Here is a 17,071-nt window from a genome sequence, read left to right as displayed (position 1 = left end):
GTTGAGTGAGATCGTCGTCGTCCCCCACACCCACTGGGACCGCGAGTGGTACCTGCCCTTCCAGCGCTTCCGCATGGGACTGGTGCGGATGCTCGACGAGGTGCTCGACACCATGGCGGCCGACCCCGCCTACCGGTTCACCATGGACGGCCAGCTCGCCGCCGTCGAGGACTACCTGGAGATCCGGCCCGAGCGCCGCGCCGACCTGACCCGGTTCGTCACCGAGGGGCGCTTCGCCGCCGGGCCGTGGACCATCCTGGCAGATGAGTTCCTGTGCTCTGGCGAGACCCTCATCCGCAACCTGGAGTACGGCCTGCGGGGGGCGCGGGAGCTGGGCGGGGCCATGGAGGTGGGATACCTGCCCGACCAGTTCGGGCACTGCGCCCAGATGCCGCAGATCCTCGCCCTGGCCGGGCTGCCGGTCGCCTGCCTGTGGCGCGGGGTGCCCATGTCGGTCGAGCGCGACGCGTTCGCCTGGAAGGGGGCGGACGGCACGGTGATCCACACCCAGTACCTGCCCGGGGGTTACGGCAACGCGGTCGCCCTGTTCACCGGCCCGCCGGAGGGGCTTCCCGACCGGCTGGACGCGTTCACCTCCACCATGCGGCCCTGGCGTCCCGACGGGCCTCTGCTGGCGATGTACGGGGCGGATCACTCCGCGCCGTCGGGGGACATCACCGCCGCGGGTCTGCGCCTGGCCACGCTCGGCGAGTACCTCGGCTCGGTGGCCGGCCACGCGGAGACGGGCGGCCTCCCGGTGGTGGAGGGCGAGCTGCGCTCCCACGCCCGGGCCAACATCCTGCCGGGCGTCATCTCGGCCCGGATCCGGCTCAAGCAGGTCATGGGACGGGCCGAGCGCATCGTCGTCCGGTACGCCGAGCCCCTGTCGGCGCTGTGGCTCGGCGACGGCGCCCCCGGCGAGCGCACCGCGAGCGAGCGGCTGATCGAGCTGGCCTGGCGGGGCCTCGTCGCGTGCAGCGGCCACGACTCCATCACCGGGTGCGGCGCGGACGAGACGGCCCAGCAGGTCGAGGCGCGCATAGCCGAGGCCGAGCAGATCGGGCAGGCCGTCGTCGACCTGGTGAGCGCCTCGCTCGCCGCGAGGGCCGGGCGTGACCAGCTCGTCGTCGTCAACCCCTCGCCGTTCGCGCGCACCGCGCTCGTACTGGCCGACCTGCCTGAGGACCGGTCGCGCCTGACCGCGCCCGACGGGTCGGCGGTGCGGGTGCAGCGGCTCGGCCGGGGGCCGCACCTGCTGGACGAGTCGTCCATGGAGGACCTCGCCCAGCTCCTCGGTCGCGTCCACGAGCGCGAGCTGTTCGGCCACGAGATCGTGTCCTGGTCGGCCGAGCGGTCGGGCGAGGCGCCGGCGGACAGGTCGGGCGGGGGGTCGGCGGACAGGTCGGGCGGGGGGTCGGCGGACAGGTCGGGCGGGGGGAACGTCTTCACGGTGGTCGTGAGCCGCCACGCGACCACGGGGTACCAGTACGCCGACCTGAAGGCCGCCATCCTTTCGGCCTCGGCGTCCGCCCCCGGCCCGTGGCGGGTGCGCACGGTCGCCGAGCCGGTGGTCACCGTCGCGGCGCGGGTGGAGGTGCCCGCGCTCGGGCGCACGGTCCTGACGTCCGTGCCCGCCCGCGCCGGCGAGGAGCCCTCCCCGGACGCCCAGAGGCACCCTGGGAGGCTCCAGGACGGCGCTGGGGAGCCCGCGGGCAGCGCCTCGGAGATCATCACCGAGGGGGTCCTGGACAACGGCCTGCTGAGGGTGTCCGCCGCGGCCGACGGCACGCTGTCGCTGCTGACCGCCTCGGGCCTGCGCGCCGGCGGCGTGGGCCGGATCGTCGACGGCGGCGACGCCGGCGACACCTACAACCACGCGCCGCCCGAGGCCGACCGGCTGGTCGGCGCCCCCGCCTGGGTGAAGGTCGCGGCGATCTGCTCCGGGCCGCTCGTCTCGGTCATGGAGGTGTCCCGGGGATACCGCTGGCCGCACCACACCACGCCCGAGGCGCGCTCGGAGGAGGACGCCGAGGTCACCGTCACCACGCGCGTGGAGCTGAGGGCGGGTGAGCCCTACGTCCGTCTGGCGACCACGTTCCACAACCCGTGCCGCGACCACCGGGTGCGGTGGCACGCGTCCTTGCCCAGGGAGACCGGGGAGTCGTACGCCGGCGGCCAGTACGCGGTCGTGCGGCGGGGGCTGACCGGCGAGGGCGGCTGCGGCGAGGTGCCGCTGCCGACCTTCCCCGCCTCCGGCTTCGCCGCCGCGGGCGGCCTCGCCGTGCTGCTCGACCACGTCAGCGAGTACGAGCTGGTGTGCCCGCCCGGCGGCGGGACGAGCGGGGAACTGGCCGTGACGCTGCTCCGGGCCGTCGGCCACCTGTCGCGCAACCACAACGCCTACCGGGACGAGCCCGCCGGGCCGCAGATCGCCACGCCGGACGCCCAGTGCCCGGGAACCGTGACGACGCGGTTCGCGGTGCACCTGTACGACGGGACGTGGGACGAGGCGGGGCTCGTGCGCCTCGCCGAGGAGTACCACCATGACCTGCTGGCCGTGCCCGGGTCGGGGAGCGGCGGGCCTGCGCCCGCCACCGTGGCGGGCTCGCCCCTGGAGGTGAGCGGCGACGGCGTGACGCTGGGCGCCCTGCGCAGGCGGGACGGATGGCTGGAAGTGCGCTTGGTGGCCCAGCGTCCGTCGGCCACCGAGGCGGTCGTACGGGGCCCGTTCACCGCCGCCCGGCTCGCGGACACGCTGGGCCGCCCGATCCGCCCGCTCGACGCCGCGGGCGGGGTCGTGCGACTACCGCTCCGCCCCTTCGAGATCGCGACGCTTCACGTCACCTGACCGGCGCATGTAAGCGGGGGCGGAGCGGGCTGACCCTCCGGCCCTTACTGGCCGCCCTTCTGGACGTAGCTGCGGACGAACTCCTCCGCGTTCTCCTCAAGAACCTCGTCGATCTCGTCGAGGATCGCGTCGACGTCGTCGGTCAGCTTCTCCTGACGCTCCTGGACGTCCGGAGACGCCTGTGCCTCGGTCTCTTGGACCTCGGTCTCCTGCCGACTGGTCTGCTTCTGTCCGCCGGTGTCCTTCGTCGCCATGTGGTACCTCCGCTTGGGGGACGCATCTGATTCATATCTTCCCCGAACCGGACGACATTTCGCGCGGATCGTTCGGTGATCTACGCGAGACCGTCTGGAGGAGGGCCGTCCTGTCAGACAACCTCCCCGCAAGGGACTATGGCAAATCAGGCGAATTGATGTGATTTATCCAACTGGACAGTGCCCCTATCCAATGATTGGATAGGGGCACTGTCCAACTATGGAGGTCCGGCGCCGATCCTCATGCCCCTGGGGTTCTTCCTGTCGGTCGTGCGGCCCGGCGACACGCGGCCCAGCAAGCTCATCTGGCTGACCGGCCTCGGCGGCGCCTGCCTGGCCGCGGGCACTCTCATCCTGGGGATCGGGCTGGTGTAAATCAGATCGTTATCCCATACGTATGGCATTCTGTGGTGATCCACCCATTGGCATCCCGCTCCAGACGGAAAATGGAACGGCCGTGGGGGCAGGGCACGATGCCAACTGTGAACGGGTGAAATGAGAGCGGATCACGCACAGCTGCTAGGAGATCGGTACCGGCTGATCTCGCCGCTGGGCCAAGGGGGCATGGGCATCGTCTGGCGCGCGCACGACAGGCGCCTGGCACGCGACGTCGCGATCAAGGAGCTGCGGCCGACGCGCGACGACGAGCTGGACGTGCACACGGCCAGGCGCCACGCGCTGCGCGAGGCGCGGTCGGCCGCCAGGCTCAGCCACCCGGCCATCGTCACCGTGCACGACCTGCTTGAGGAGGACGGCCGGCTCTGGATCGTCATGGAGCTGGTGGAGGCCCTCACCCTGCAGGCGACGGCGTGGCACCTCGGGCGCCTTCCCGTCCACTGGACCGCGTGGATCGGCTTCCACCTGCTCAGCGGCCTGCGGCACGCCCACGCGGCCGGGGTCCTGCACCGGGACATCAAGCCGGGCAACGTACTGCTGACCGGGGAACGGGTCGTGCTGAGCGACTTCGGGATCGCGGTGCTCCAGGGCGAGTCCTCGCACACGAACACCATGCCCATCGTGGGCTCCCCCGGCTACATCGCGCCGGAGCGGCTGCGCGGGCATCCGGCGACCCAGGCGGCCGACCTGTGGTCGTTCGGCGCCACGCTGTACTTCTCGGTGGAGGGCAGGCCCCCGGACTCCGGGGGCGGGGACATCCTCGCGGCCCGGTCCCCCGAAGAGCCCCGCCGGTCCAAGAGGACGGGAGCGCTAGGGGTGCTCCTTCAGGGGCTGCTCGAACCCGATCCGGCTGAGCGGCTCACCAGCGAGCAGGCCGCGCTGCTGCTGTCGGACATCCTGCGCAAGGAGGGCATCGCGGTGCCTCCGATGCGGCTGACGGGGAGCGGGCTGTTCCCGCCTGGCGCCTTTACAATGTAGATCAGCGCCCGCGTCACGGCCGTACGATCGCCCGCTCGGCTGATGGCCGGGCTCGGCGAGTACCAGTGAGCGCCGGTCGCTCGGCGCTCACTGGTGAAGGTCGGCCCGCTCAGCGCTCCCCGGTGAGGGCGCTGACGAGGTCGGCGGCGGTGCGGCAGCGGTCGAGCAGCTCCCCCACGTGGGCCTTGGTTCCGCGCAGCGGCTCCAAGGTCGGCACGCGCTGCAGCGACTCGCGGCCCGGGATGTCGAAGATGACCGAGTCCCACGAGGCGGCGGCGACCGACTCGCTGTACTGCCGCAGGCACCGGCCGCGGAAGTAGGCCCGGGTGTCGTTCGGCGGCAGCTCGATCGCCCGCTGCACGTCCTCCTCGGTCACCAGGCGCTGCATGCGGTCGCGCGCCACGAGGCGGTTGTACAGGCCCCGGTCGGGGCGGATGTCGGAGTACTGAAGGTCGACGAGCTGGAGCCGGGGATGCGACCAGTCGAGACCGTCACGCGAACGGTAGCCCTCCAGGATCTCCAGCTTGGCCACCCAGTCGAGCTCCCTGGACAGCTGCATGGGATCCTCGGCGAGGCGCGTGAGCACCGACTCCCAGCGGTTGAGCACGTCCTTGGTGAGATCGTCCACGGCGGAGCCGAAGCGGTCCTCGACGTACTTGCGCGCCTGCTCCAGATACTCCATCTGGAGCTGGACGGCGGTCATCCTGCGGCCGTCCCGCAGGGTGATCTCGTACTTGCACGTCGGGTCGTGGGAGACCGCCCGCAGCGAGGCCACGGGGCTCTCCACCGACAGGTCGCCGGTGAGGAACCCGTCCTCGATCATGGCGAGGACCAGCGCCGTGGAGCCCAGCTTGAGGTAGGTGGAGATCTCGGACATGTTGGCGTCGCCGATGATGACGTGCAGGCGGCGGTACTTCTCGGGGTCGGCGTGCGGCTCGTCACGGGTGTTGATGATCGGACGTTTGAGCGTGGTCTCGAGCCCGACCTCCACCTCGAAGAAGTCGGCACGCTGGCTGATCTGGAAGCCCTCGCCGCGCGAGTCCTGCCCGATGCCGACACGGCCGGCCCCGCAGACGACCTGGCGGGAGACGAAGAACGGCGTCAGGTGCCTCACGATGTCGGCGAAGGGCGTCGCCCGGCGCATGAGGTAGTTCTCGTGGCAGCCGTACGACGCGCCCTTGTTGTCGGTGTTGTTCTTGTAGAGCTGGATGGGAGCGTTCCCCGGCATGGCGGAGGCGCGGACCGCAGCGTCGTGCATCACCCGCTCGCCGGCCTTGTCCCAGATCACGGCGGCCCGGGGGTTGGTGCACTCGGGCGTGGAGTACTCCGGATGGGCGTGGTCGACGTACAACCTCGCGCCGTTGGTCAGGATGACGTTGGCCAGCCCGAGATCCTCGTCGGTGAGCTGCGTGGGGTCGGCGATCTCGCGGGCCAGGTCGAAGCCGCGGGCGTCGCGAAGTGGATTCTCCTCCTCGAAGTCCCATCTGGCGCGCCGCGCCCGGGCGGCTGAGGCCGCCAAGTAGGCGTTGACCACCTGTGAGGAGGTCACCATCGCGTTGGCGCCCGGCTGCCCGGGTACGGAAATGCCGTACTCGGTCTCGATGCCCATCACCCGCCGTACCGTCACGCTCTCAGCCCTTCATCTGTGCTTCGCACCCGGACCATCGCCGTCGCGTCGCCCGTCACCACGAGCCTAGACCGTCGCACGGCCACCGAGACCGTCCGGTCCGCTGCCCGGAGACCGGGCTCGGAAACAGCGACGGCGCGGCTCCGGGAGGAACCACGCCGTCGCATGCCGGTTTCAATCAGAGGTACTGGCCGGTGTTGGCGACCGTGTCGATGGACCGCCCGGCCTCTGTGCCCTGCTTGCCGGACACAAGGGTGCGGATGTAGACGATCCGCTCGCCCTTCTTTCCGGAGATGCGGGCCCAGTCGTCGGGGTTGGTGGTGTTGGGCAGATCCTCGTTCTCGCTGAACTCGTCCACGCAGGCGGCTAGCAGATGCGAGATCCGCAGGCCCTTCTGCTTGGTCTCGAGGAACGCCTTGATGGCCATCTTCTTGCCCCGGTCCACGATGTTCTGGATCATGGCTCCGGAGTTGAAGTCCTTGAAGTACAGAACTTCCTTGTCGCCGTTGGCGTAGGTCACCTCGAGGAAGCGGTTCTCCTCGCTCTCGGTGTACATGCGCTCGACGACTCGCTGGATCATGCCGGCGACGGTGGCCTCGCGAGAGTCGCTGTGCTCGCCGAGGTCCTCCTCGTGCAGCGGTAGTTCGGTGGTGATGTACTTCGAGAAGATGTCCTTCGCCGCTTCGGCGTCCGGCCGCTCGATCTTGATCTTGACGTCCAGGCGGCCGGGCCGCAGGATCGCCGGGTCGATCATGTCCTCGCGGTTGGAGGCGCCGATGACGATGACGTTCTCCAGGCCCTCGACACCGTCGATCTCCGAAAGGAGCTGGGGAACGATGGTGTTCTCGACGTCGGAGGAGACGCCCGAGCCGCGGGTGCGGAAGATCGAGTCCATCTCGTCGAAGAACACGATCACCGGTGTGCCCTCGGAGGCCTTCTCGCGGGCCCTCTGGAACACCAGGCGGATGTGCCGCTCGGTCTCGCCGACGTACTTGTTCAGGAGCTCAGGGCCCTTGATGTTGAGGAAGAAACTCTTGCCGGACTGACCGGTCTTCTCCGCGACCTGCTTGGCCAGGGAGTTGGCGACGGCCTTGGCGATGAGCGTCTTGCCGCAACCGGGCGGGCCGTACAGCAGCACGCCCTTGGGCGGGCGCAGCTTGTGCTCGCGGAACAGGTCGGCGTGCAGGTAGGGAAGCTCGATCGCGTCCCTGATCTGCTCGATCTGCCGCATGAGCCCGCCGATCTCCTCGTAGGAGATGTCGGGGACCTCCTCGAGCACGAGCTCCTCGACCTCGGACTTCGGGATGCGCTCGTAGACGTAGCCGGAGCGCGGCTCGAGAAGCAGCGAGTCGCCCGCGCGGATCGGCTGGTCGAACAGCGACTCCGCGAGACGGACCACGCGCTCCTCGTCGGCGTGGGAGATGACCAGCGCGCGCTGGCCGTCCTCCAGGAGCTCCTTGAGCATCACGATCTCGCCGACGGTCTCGTAGCCGAGTGCCTCGACCACGTTGAGCGCCTCGTTGAGCATGACTTCCTGGCCGCGCCTGAGCGAGTCGACGTCGACCGCGGGGCTGACGTTCACCCGGAGCTTGCGCCCGCCGGTGAACACCTCCACGGTGCCGTCGTCACGGGTTTCGAGGAACACGCCGAAACCGGATGGCGGCTGGGCCAGCCGGTCGACCTCCTCCTTGAGCGCGACGATCTGATCTCTCGCCTCCTTGAGGGTGGCCACCAGTCGTTCGTTCTGACCGGTGACGGCGGCCAAACTGGCCTGCACCTCATGGAGACGTTCCTCCAGGACTCTGGCTTGCCGGGGAGACTCGGCCAGCTTCCGACGCAACGCGGTGATCTCCTCCTGGAGGAAGGAGACCTGAGTTGTGAGGTCGGCGACCTCTCGTTCGCGCTGGGCGGCTCTAGCCTCAGCGTCTTCGCGAGCTGCCACAGTCACCTCCTTCCCAGTCGAGGGCGACTACTCAAGACCCTACCTATCTCGGGGGCATCCGTAACCTGGCCAGGGAGTGTTCGTGTCATTACATCCAGTGTTCAGTGTTTAATGCCTTATTGGTGGCTCAATGCTTGTAAGCAGCTACGCACGCGTTTCTGTTCCCCAGGTGCGCACGAAAGCATGATTGTTTACCGGAAGGCCATACCAGGCTTCGGAGCTCATGTGCCCGACTCCTCCCCATAGGCGCCCTTGGCAGGGCGTCGCCGCCTGGGCGGGGGCGTGACGCCGTCCGCCATGCGACGGGACACGACGAGGAAACCCGTGTGCCCGATCATCCGGTGACCCGGACGGACGGCGAGCCCTTCGACATGCCAGTCGCGGACCAAGGTTTCCCACGAATGCGGCTCCGTGAAACTTCCGTGATCGCGCAGGGTTTCCACCGTACGGGACAACTGTGTTGTTGTCGCTACATAACAACAGATAACACCCCCCGGCGTAAGGGCCTTGGCCACCGCGTCCACGCATTCCCACGGGGCGAGCATGTCGAGGATCACCCGGTCGACGTCCGGCTCGTCGAGGGAGGCGACGAGGTCGCCCACCACCAGCCGCCACTGCTCCATGGGCCCGCCGTAGAACTTCTCGACGTTCTTGCGCGCCACGTCGGCGAACTCCTGGCGGCGCTCATAGGAGATGACACGGCCGCTCTCGCCCACCGCCCGCAGCAGGAAGCAGGTGAGCGCGCCGGAGCCGACCCCCGCCTCGACGACCCGCGCCCCGGGGAAGATGTCGGCCATCGCGACGATCTGGGCGGCGTCCTTGGGGTAGATGACCGCCGCGCCTCGCGGCATCGACACCGCGTAGTCCTCCAGCAGGTGGCGGAAGGCCAGGTAGGACGTGCCGCCCGATGAGCGCACGACCGAGCCCTCGGGCTGTCCGATCAGGTCGTCATGGGGGATGGAGCCCTTGTGCGTATGGAAGACCGCGCCCTCACGCAACGTCACGGTGTGACGCTTGTCCTTGGGGTCGGTGAGCTGAACCTGATCACCGGGCTGGAAAGGCCCGTGCCTGCGAAAACCCATGCGCGCAAGGCTATATGCGAGCGCCGCCCACTCGTGGCGGACCGCATGGCCTGTGGGGGCCATGAGACGGGTGCGAAAAACGTTCGCCCTCAGCGTCCGTACCTGGTAGCTATTGGGCATGTTCCCCCGTGACGTGATCCCCGCGGGCCCGATCGTCCTGCGCGAGCATCTGAAGACGGACGCCGAGGCGATCGCCCGCGGGTGCGCCGATCCAGAAATCGTCAAGTTCATCCCGACCGTGCCCGTGCCCTACACCCTCGACGACGCGCTCACCTTCCTCACCGAGGTGGCCCCCGCCGACTGGGGCCAGGGCGGGGCCTCCTTCGCCGTCGCCGACGCGGCCACCGGCGAGTGGCTGGGCAACATCGGGCTGAAGCCGCTCAACGTGCGCGGCGCGGGCGAGATCGGCTACCTGATGGCCCCGTGGGCGCGCGGCCGTGGCCTCGCGTCCATGGCCGCCAGGGCGCTGGCCGAGTGGGCGTTCGCCCAGGGGGTGCACCGCGTCGAGCTCGTCGCCGACGTGAGCAACGTGCCCAGCCAGCGCGTGGCGATGGCCGCCGGGTTCCGTCGCGAGGGCATCCAGCGCGGCGCCGTCCCGGTGCGGGAGGGCGGCCACGGCGACGCGGTCGGCTTCGCCCGTCTCGCCCACGACTCCGGGGAACCCCAGCGCTCCTTCCTGCCCGACCTGCCCGGCGGGTCGCTGTCCGACGGCGTCGTGCGGCTCGCACCGCTCACGCCCGCCGACGCGGACCCCTACCAGGAGATGATGAGCGACCCCGAGGTCCTGATGTACAGCGTGCCGCCCGAGGTCCCCGACCCGGAGGAGACCCTGCGGCGCTGCCGGTACACCGGGATGTGGTGGTCGTCCGGGGAGCGCGCCGAGCTCAGCGTCACGGACGCCGCGACGGGCGAGTTCGCGGGCCACATCCAGCTCATGAACATCGTGCCGCCGCTCGGCCAGGCCATGGTGGGCTACAGCCTGCTGCACAGGTTCCGTGGCCGGGGGTTCATGACCAGGGCGGTGAACCTCCTGGCGCAGTGGGCGTTCGCGAACACGCCCCTGCACCGGCTGGTGGCCGGCACCGATCCGGCCAACACCCTGTCGCACCGCGTGCTGGAGCGCGCGGGGTTCGCGCGGGAGGCGCTGATCAAGTCGCTGCTTCCCGGCGCCGGGGGCACCCGCAGCGACGACCTGCAGTGGGTCCGCTTCCGCGGCTGAGGGCCGCGCTCAGACGAGGGGCACGGCGGGCGGGGTCGTGATCGGGGCCACCTGGGCGCCGAGCACCCTGACGAGATCGGCCGGGGCCAGCTCCAGCTCAAGGCCGTGCCGGCCGCTCGCGACGTACACGGTGGGGTGGCGCAGCGCGCCCGGGTCGACGACCGCGGGCACCTTCAGCGGCACACCGAGAGGGCTGACCACGTCGGTGCCGAGCATGCTGACCTCCGGCGCCGGCGCGACCCGCGCGTGGAGGCCGCCGGCGGCCAGCGCCAGGCCCACCAGGTCCACCGCCAGGCCGACCGGCGCGACCGCGAGCACGACGTGCCCGTCGACGTAGGTGACGACGCCCTTGAGCAGCCGGTCGTGGCTCACTCCGAGCTCCGCGGCGATCGACTTGCGGGATCTCGCCTTGGCCGGATCGTGCGAATAGGAATGGGCCGAGAAGCTCACCCGTGACCGCCGCAGCCTCCTGACCGCCAGCGTGTCGGGAAGGCGCTCGCGTGCCGGAGCGGGAAAGCGCGCCCCCGCCGCCTCACGCCTCTTTCTAAAGTCACGATATTTCGGAGTAAATACGTACAAATAATCAAGTAGCGCCTCGGCGAGCACCACCGCGTCCCTGGCGTCCTCGGCGGGGATCCGCCCGGCGCGGATGTGGGCCGCCTCGTTGCCGATGAGCCGCAGATCCTCCGCCCACACCAGGAGCCTGCCCTCGATCAGACCCCGCCTGCGCAGCTCCCTCAGCGCCTGCGAGAGCGGGGAGACCCTCACCCCGTGATCTGCGCAGACGCCCTCCAGGAGCCGCCGCACCATCACGACGGCGGACGAGTGGGCTCCCGCCCGCAGGCACGCCTTCGCCTCGGCCAGCTCCACCCGCAGGTGCTCGGGAAGCTCCTCCCCCTCCGGCCGCCCCGCCCCCGGCCACAGCACGCGCGCCGGGCGCGGGGGCCGTTCGGCCCAGTCTTCATCGATTTGGCCGCCGGATTCCTCCGGTGCCAGTAAAAGGACGTGCATGCACACCTGGCATACCGATAATGAATAAGGGGCGAGCAAAGGAGACAGAAAGGACCGGTGCGGGCCGTCGGGCTCACGCGCCAGGGTGCCCCGTTCACACCTCGGGCACTCGACCAGATATTTGGCTCCCCAGCGCTCCACAAGCGGACGATAGACGATCAGAAACAGGCCGGACAAGAACATGGGCGGGAGGCGGCCGATGGCGATGTGGCCGTTCGCGGGCCGCCGGGACGACCTCGCCCGGCTCGTACGGCTGGCGCACGACGGCACGGCGCACGGTGTCGTCATCGCCGGTCCCGCCGGGGTGGGCAAGAGCAGGCTGGCCACCGAGGTGCTGCGCACGTTCGGCTCCTCGGCCTACGCCGTCATCCCGATCAGGGCCACCAGGGCGGCCGGCGGCATCCCCTACGGCGCGCTGGCCAGGCTGCTGCCGCCCGAGGCACCTCCTGGACTGGTCAACCCGCTGCGGTGGGCGGCCGAGGCCGTGCGGGCGCACGCGGGGGGCCGCAGGCCCGTGCTGGCCGTCGACGACGCCCACCTGCTCGACGGCCCCTCGGCCGCCGCGGTGCACCATCTCGTGACGGTGGAACGTGCCCTGATCGTCGCGACCCTGCGCACGGGCGAGCCCGCGCCCGACAGCGTCACCGCCCTCTGGCGCGACGGGCTGGCCACCCGGGCGGACATCGGGCCGCTCACCCTCGGCGACAGCGCGGCCATCCTCACCGCCGCCCTGGGCGGCCGGCCCGACGACGCCACCGTGCGGCGGCTCGGCACGGCGACGGAAGGCAACGCCCTGCTCCTGCACGAGCTCGTCGGCGCCGCGCGCGACGCGGGCACGCTGCGGCAGGTCAGGGGCATGTGGCAGCTCACCGGCGAGCCTCCGCTTGCCCCGCGGCTCACCGAGCTCGTCGGCGAGCGCATCGGGGCACTGTCCCCCGAGGCCGGAGCCGTGCTGGAGCTGACCGCCTTCGCCGAGCCGATCAGCCTGGCCACGCTGCTGGAGCTGACCTCCGCCGAGGCCGTCGAGCAGGCCGAGGGGCGCGGCCTGATCCGCATGACCGGCGACGGGCGCCGCGTGGTGGTCCGCCTCGGGCACCCGCTCTACGGTGAGGTCGCCCGTGCCGGGTGCCCTCCGCTGCGGCGCCGCAACCGGTACGCCACGCTGGCCGGCGCGCTGGAGCGCAGCGGCGCCCGGCGGCGGGACGACCTGCTGCGACTCACCGTGTGGCAGCTCGAGAGCGGCAGGCAGGCGCCGGCCGGCCCCCTGCTGTCGGCGTGCCGGCTCGCCTGGGCGACCCACGACTACACCCTCGCCATCCGGCTGGGCCGGGCGGCGCTGGCGGCGGGCGGCGGAGTGGAGGCGGCCATCCTGCTGGCCACGGTCCTCGACTACGCCCAGTTCCCCGACGAGGCGTACGCCGTCCTGACCTCCCCGCAGACCTGGGTCCGCGCCGGCTCCCCGTACGAGGCCCGGGTCGAGGGCCCCGCCTCGTACGCCGCGGGCCCGGCCGGGGCGGGGGACGGGGGCTCCGCCGGCGTCGCGGAAGCGACCGGGGCGGGAGGCGGGGACCGGCTCGACGAGGTGACCGGCACCCGCCTGGCGCTGGCGCGAGCGAGCAACCTGGCCTGGGGGATGAACCGCCTGGACGAGGCGCTCGACCTGCTCGACCGTACCGAGGCCTCCCTCACCGACCCCGCGTCGCGCCAGCAGGTCGCGATGCGCCGCCTGGACCTGGCCTCCAGCGCGGCCAAGCCGCGCACCGCCCTCGACCTCGGCGCCGCGCTGCTCCGCGCGCTGCCCGCCGGGCCCGAGCGCATCCAGACGCTCAAGGCGCAGGCCCTCGCCCTGTGCTACGCGGGGCGGACGGGCGAGGCCGTCGCCGTCGCCCGCCAGGCGCTGACCGACGCGGGATCCTGGCAGGACGCGATCCCGGCCATGGTGTCGCCGCTGCACTCGGCGTGGTCCATGGCGGCGCTGTTCGCCGGCGACCTTACGGCGATGGAGGAGGCGGTCGGCTCGATGGAGGCGGCCGTCGCCGCCCAGCGCGGCTGGTCGCTGGGCGAGGGCAGCCTCGCGCTGGCCAAGGGGCACCTCGCCACGGCGCGGGGGCAGGTCGAGACGGCACTCGGCGTGCTGCACGACGCCGCCCACCATCCGACGGCCCTCACCGTCGGCGGCTGCATGGGAGCCTACGCCGCCGCCCAGGCGTTCCTCGGGGACGCCGAGGGCGCCCAGAGCACGCTGAACGAGGCGCTCGCCCGCAACCGGGCCACCTGGACCGGGTTCACGCGCTGGGTGTCGCTGACCCGCGTGTGGGTCGCCGCCGCGTACGGCGACACCGGCGCGGCCGTCGAACTCGCGCTCGTGTTCGCCGAGGAGTGCCGTGCCGCCGAGCTGCCGGGGTTCGAGTTCGTCGCCCTGCACGACGCCGTGCGGCTCGGCGGGGCCGCCCACGCGCTCGCCCGGCTGGAGGAGCTCCCCGCGCTCCACGACGGGCGCCGGGTGCTGCTGGCCCGCGACCACGCGCGCGCGGCCGTGGCGGGCGACGGCGCGGCCCTGCTCGCGGTGGCCGACGGCTTCGAGGAGCTGGGCCTGATCCTGCACGCGGCCGAGGCGGCGGCGCAGGCGGCGGCCCGCCTGCGCAGGGTCGGCAACGAGAGGGCCGGGCTCGCGGCCACGACCCGCGCGTGGACCCTTGCCCGGAGGTGCGAGGGCGCCCGCACCCCGGCGCTCCGCGGCCTGGCCGCGCCGGAGCTGACCGCGCGCCAGCTGGAGGTGGCCCAGCTCGCCGTGCACGGGCTGAGCAACCGTGACATCGCCGACCGGCTCGTGCTGTCGATCCGCACGGTCGGCAACCACCTCCGGGCGGTCTACGAGCGCACGGGCCTCAGCGACCGCGTCGAGCTACGCCGCCTCTTCGACGGCAGCGATTGACCCCCGAGGCTGACCGGCTCCACCCCCGTCTCCGGGACGCCCCAAGGGTGGCAGGTACCGCCCCCCGTCTCCGCGACGCCCCAAGGATGGCCGGTTCCACCCCCTCGCACCGTGCCGCCCCTCCCCCGGAGGGCGGCCGCCCCGGCCCCGTCGCGGCCTTCTAGCCGCCGGCCGCGCGCCAGGCGTCGGCCAGCATGGCGACGACGTCCACGTCGCCCGTGCCGTTGCGCTCGGTCACCCGCCCACCGATGCGTACCATCGCGGTGACCTCGTCACCCCGGCCGCGCAACCACATCTCCCATGACGCCGCTCCCGTCCCGCCGGCCCGCCCCCGGCCCATCGGCCCGAGCCTGGACACCGCGCCGCACCCGGGGCAGGCGAACTCCCCCGATGCCGCCGGCCTGTCCACGCGCGTGTACGGTCGCGTCTCCGCCTGCACATCCATGGCTCCCGCTCTCCGAGACGCCGCCCCGGCCACGGTGCCGCTGGGCCGTCTCGCGTATCAAGAGGGGGAAGGCGCCGCCCTGATACCTCTCCTCGGGAGGGGCCGCGGGATCAGTCGGAGCCGAACTTGGCCCTCAGCTCGCCGAACGCGACGTCGGTGCCCGCGAGCGCCCTGTCGATGTCCGCGTCGGTGTGCGCGGCCGACAGGAACCAGTTGTGCCACGGGTGGAGGTAGACCCCCTGCGCCAGGCAGGCGCTCGACCAGAACATGCCCTTCTCCAGGGTCTCGTCCCCCTCGAAGGACAGCCACGGGATCTGCACGGGCCCGGTCTGGTTGATCACGAACCCGTGGGAGGCCGCCTGGGCCGCGAGGCCCTCGCGCAGCCGGTAGCCGGCCCGCTCCATCAGCGCCACGCCGCCGGTGTCGCGCAGCGTCTCGATGGTCGCCTTGGCCGCGGCCATCGCGATCGCCGAGAACCAGAACGACCCGGTGGAGTACAGCGTCTGGGCGGGGCCGCGAAGGGCGTCGGTGCCGGTGACGGCGGCGATCGCGTACCCGTTGGCCATGGCCTTGCTCCACGCCGTCAGGTCAGGACGCACACCGAGCGGCTCCCAGGAGCCGCGCAGGTCGAGCCGGAAGCCGGCGCGGACGTCGTCGATGACCAGCGCCGCGCCGATGCGGTCGGCGAGCGCGCGCAGGCCGCGGGCGAACACGGCGTGAACCAGCTCCTGGTCCTCGAACGAGTCGTGCTTGAACGGGGTGACGATGATCGCGGCCACGTCCCCCTCGGCCTGGGCGGCGGCGGCCTCGGCGCCCGCCAGGTCGTTGTAGGGGTACTCGATCAGGTCGGCGCGCTCGCTGGGCGTCGTGCCGGCGAGGCTCGGGGTGCACCACGGGTCGGCGCCGTGGTAGGCGCCGTGGGCCACCAGCACCTTCTTGCGCCCGGTGGCGGCGCGCGCCACCATCAGGGCCTGTGTCGTGGCGTCGGTGCCGTTCTTGGAGAACATCACCCAGTCGGCCGAGGGGATGGTGTCGACCATCAGCTCGGCCAGCTCCACCATGACCGGGCCCGGCCCGTTCAGGCAGTCTCCGGCTGCCTGCTGCACGGCCACCGCCTCCTCGACGGCCGGGTGCCGGTGGCCGAGGATGACCGGCCCCCAGCTGCACATGAGGTCGACGTACTCGCGCCCGTCTGCGTCCCACTGGCGGCAGCCCTCGCCCCGGACGAAGAACTGCGGGAAGCCGGGGGCGAAGATGGCCGCGTTGAGATGGCCGTACATGCCCCCCGGGATGACCTTGGCCGCCCTGTCTCGGAGATGTGCGTCGGACATGTGCTCAGATCCCTTCGGTGCCTTCGAAGTCCGCTTCGATGAGTGCGACGGACAGGCCGTCGAGTCCCGCGTCGGAGCCCAGCCCTCCGGCGACCCTGGCCGCCACGGCCGTGCCGAGCCTGGCCGCCGCGACGACGTCACGGCCGTCGAGCAGCCCCGCGATGAACCCGGCGCAGTAGGCGTCGCCGCATCCCGTGGTGTCCACGACCGGCGCCCGCAGGGCGGGCACGCGGGCGAGGCCGGACGCCGTGGCGACCAGGCTTCCCTCGCCGCCGAGGGTGACGAGCACCCCGGACGGGCCCTCGGCCAGGAGCTTGGCCGCGGCCTCCTCCACGTCGGAGGCGCCCGTGATCATCAGGGCCTGCTCCTCGTTGGGCAGGAAGTAGTCGACGTGGGGCAGGAAGGCGCGGGCCCCGGGCATGAGGTCGGGCATGTTGGACAACAGGTCCATGGTGATCCGCGTCCCGCCGTGCCGCGCGGTCCCGAGCAGCTCGAAGAAGGCCGGGTCGCGCAGGCCCCAGGTCACGTCCATACCGCCGAGGTGGACGATCTCGGCCCCGGTGAGCAGGCCAGGGTCCAGGTCGGCGAGCGAGAACCCGAGGTTGGCACCGGGCACGTGGAACGAGGGACGGCCGCCGTCGGGGCGGATGGGCAGGATCGACGCGGCCGTCTGCTCGCCCGCCTTGCGCACGACGCCGCGGACGTCCACCCCGTGCCGTCCCATGATCATGACGAGGAAGTCGCCGAGCTCGTCGTCGCCGACGGCCCCGGCCGAGGCGACCGGCACTCCGAGCTTGGCGAGGTCGACTGCGGTTCCGGCGGCGGCGCCCGCGGCCGTGATGCGGATCTGCTCGAGCAGGTGGGTGTCCTGGCCCTCCGGGATGAACTCCACCGGCCTGGCCAGCACGTCGACGATGTGCACCCCGAGCGTGACGACGGTCATGTCTGGTCCTTTTGAACGTATGGGATTGCCGGATAATAGACGGGCGCCCGACTAAAATGT

At 71.7% G+C, this 17,071-nt stretch carries 13 protein-coding genes; 5 read left to right on the top strand and 8 right to left on the bottom strand.

All coding sequences use genetic code 11. From position 1 onward, the window contains the following. Position 1: 1 nt before the first annotated feature. Positions 2-2,848, top strand: coding sequence for an alpha-mannosidase (locus AB0O34_RS16965; RefSeq protein WP_363916339.1), 2,847 nt, complete (start codon positions 2-4; stop codon positions 2,846-2,848). Between the two features lie 44 nt (positions 2,849-2,892). Here the strand turns inward: AB0O34_RS16965 and AB0O34_RS16960 are convergent, their stop codons facing one another. Then, complete coding sequence (locus AB0O34_RS16960; protein ID WP_363916338.1) at positions 2,893-3,102, bottom strand: ubiquitin-like protein Pup; 210 nt, start codon at positions 3,100-3,102, stop codon at positions 2,893-2,895. Positions 3,103-3,345: 243 nt separating this feature from the next. On the opposite strand from AB0O34_RS16960, the gene AB0O34_RS16955 reads away from it, so the two are divergent. Then, on the top strand, positions 3,346-3,477 hold the full coding sequence (locus AB0O34_RS16955) for a hypothetical protein (RefSeq protein ID WP_363916337.1): 132 nt from the start codon (positions 3,346-3,348) through the stop codon (positions 3,475-3,477). 120 nt (positions 3,478-3,597) lie between these two features. Then, positions 3,598-4,476, top strand: a complete 879-nt coding sequence (locus AB0O34_RS16950; protein WP_363916336.1) for a serine/threonine-protein kinase — start codon at positions 3,598-3,600, stop codon at positions 4,474-4,476. A 109-nt stretch (positions 4,477-4,585) separates the two neighbouring features. On the opposite strand, the gene dop is transcribed toward AB0O34_RS16950, so the two are convergent. The 3 genes from dop to AB0O34_RS16935 form a co-directional block, all read right to left on the bottom strand. Continuing rightward, a complete protein-coding gene (gene dop / locus AB0O34_RS16945) occupies positions 4,586-6,103 on the bottom strand; it encodes a depupylase/deamidase Dop (RefSeq protein WP_363916335.1) in 1,518 nt (505 codons plus the stop codon). Between the two features lie 178 nt (positions 6,104-6,281). Beyond that, a complete protein-coding gene (arc, locus tag AB0O34_RS16940; RefSeq protein ID WP_363916334.1) occupies positions 6,282-8,045 on the bottom strand; it encodes a proteasome ATPase in 1,764 nt (587 codons plus the stop codon). A 221-nt stretch (positions 8,046-8,266) separates the two neighbouring features. Beyond that, positions 8,267-9,127, bottom strand: coding sequence for a tRNA (adenine-N1)-methyltransferase (locus AB0O34_RS16935; RefSeq protein ID WP_363916333.1), 861 nt, complete (start codon positions 9,125-9,127; stop codon positions 8,267-8,269). Positions 9,128-9,245: 118 nt separating this feature from the next. On the opposite strand from AB0O34_RS16935, the gene AB0O34_RS16930 reads away from it, so the two are divergent. Beyond that, positions 9,246-10,346 (top strand): GNAT family N-acetyltransferase, encoded by a 1,101-nt coding sequence (locus AB0O34_RS16930; RefSeq protein ID WP_363916332.1) that lies wholly within the window; start codon positions 9,246-9,248, stop codon positions 10,344-10,346. Positions 10,347-10,355: 9 nt separating this feature from the next. Here the strand turns inward: AB0O34_RS16930 and AB0O34_RS16925 are convergent, their stop codons facing one another. Further along, positions 10,356-11,357, bottom strand: coding sequence for a DUF4145 domain-containing protein (locus AB0O34_RS16925; protein WP_363916331.1), 1,002 nt, complete (start codon positions 11,355-11,357; stop codon positions 10,356-10,358). A 199-nt stretch (positions 11,358-11,556) separates the two neighbouring features. Between AB0O34_RS16925 and AB0O34_RS16920 the strand changes: the two genes are divergently transcribed. Beyond that, a complete protein-coding gene (locus tag AB0O34_RS16920) occupies positions 11,557-14,292 on the top strand; it encodes an AAA family ATPase (protein ID WP_363916330.1) in 2,736 nt (911 codons plus the stop codon). 160 nt (positions 14,293-14,452) lie between these two features. Here the strand turns inward: AB0O34_RS16920 and AB0O34_RS16915 are convergent, their stop codons facing one another. From AB0O34_RS16915 to AB0O34_RS16905, 3 genes are all read right to left on the bottom strand, one after another. Beyond that, positions 14,453-14,737: a hypothetical protein gene (locus tag AB0O34_RS16915; RefSeq protein ID WP_363916329.1), complete on the bottom strand. Its 285-nt coding sequence runs from the start codon at positions 14,735-14,737 to the stop codon at positions 14,453-14,455. Between the two features lie 110 nt (positions 14,738-14,847). Continuing rightward, a complete protein-coding gene (locus AB0O34_RS16910; protein WP_363916328.1) occupies positions 14,848-16,068 on the bottom strand; it encodes an aminotransferase class III-fold pyridoxal phosphate-dependent enzyme in 1,221 nt (406 codons plus the stop codon). Between the two features lie 4 nt (positions 16,069-16,072). Further along, positions 16,073-17,011: a sugar kinase gene (locus AB0O34_RS16905; RefSeq protein ID WP_363916327.1), complete on the bottom strand. Its 939-nt coding sequence runs from the start codon at positions 17,009-17,011 to the stop codon at positions 16,073-16,075. Positions 17,012-17,071: the final 60 nt, after the last annotated feature.

It is taken from the genome of Sphaerisporangium sp. NPDC088356 (genome assembly GCF_040685555.1).
Classification (GTDB): Bacteria; Actinomycetota; Actinomycetes; order Streptosporangiales; family Streptosporangiaceae; genus Sphaerisporangium.
The sequence above is the reverse complement of the archived record's forward strand: the minus strand, read 5'-3'. Positions and strand labels throughout refer to the sequence as shown.

Coding starts and splice junctions, on each gene's coding strand:
- AB0O34_RS16960 (WP_363916338.1), bottom strand. CDS start 3,102: ATGGCGACGAAGGACACCGGCGGACAGAAGCAGACCAGTCGGCAGGAG.
- AB0O34_RS16955 (WP_363916337.1), top strand. CDS start 3,346: ATGCCCCTGGGGTTCTTCCTGTCGGTCGTGCGGCCCGGCGACACGCGG.
- AB0O34_RS16950 (WP_363916336.1), top strand. CDS start 3,598: ATGAGAGCGGATCACGCACAGCTGCTAGGAGATCGGTACCGGCTGATC.
- AB0O34_RS16935 (WP_363916333.1), bottom strand. CDS start 9,127: ATGGGTTTTCGCAGGCACGGGCCTTTCCAGCCCGGTGATCAGGTTCAG.
- AB0O34_RS16930 (WP_363916332.1), top strand. CDS start 9,246: ATGTTCCCCCGTGACGTGATCCCCGCGGGCCCGATCGTCCTGCGCGAG.
- AB0O34_RS16925 (WP_363916331.1), bottom strand. CDS start 11,357: ATGCACGTCCTTTTACTGGCACCGGAGGAATCCGGCGGCCAAATCGAT.
- AB0O34_RS16920 (WP_363916330.1), top strand. CDS start 11,557: ATGGCGATGTGGCCGTTCGCGGGCCGCCGGGACGACCTCGCCCGGCTC.
- AB0O34_RS16915 (WP_363916329.1), bottom strand. CDS start 14,737: ATGGATGTGCAGGCGGAGACGCGACCGTACACGCGCGTGGACAGGCCG.
- AB0O34_RS16910 (WP_363916328.1), bottom strand. CDS start 16,068: ATGTCCGACGCACATCTCCGAGACAGGGCGGCCAAGGTCATCCCGGGG.
- AB0O34_RS16905 (WP_363916327.1), bottom strand. CDS start 17,011: ATGACCGTCGTCACGCTCGGGGTGCACATCGTCGACGTGCTGGCCAGG.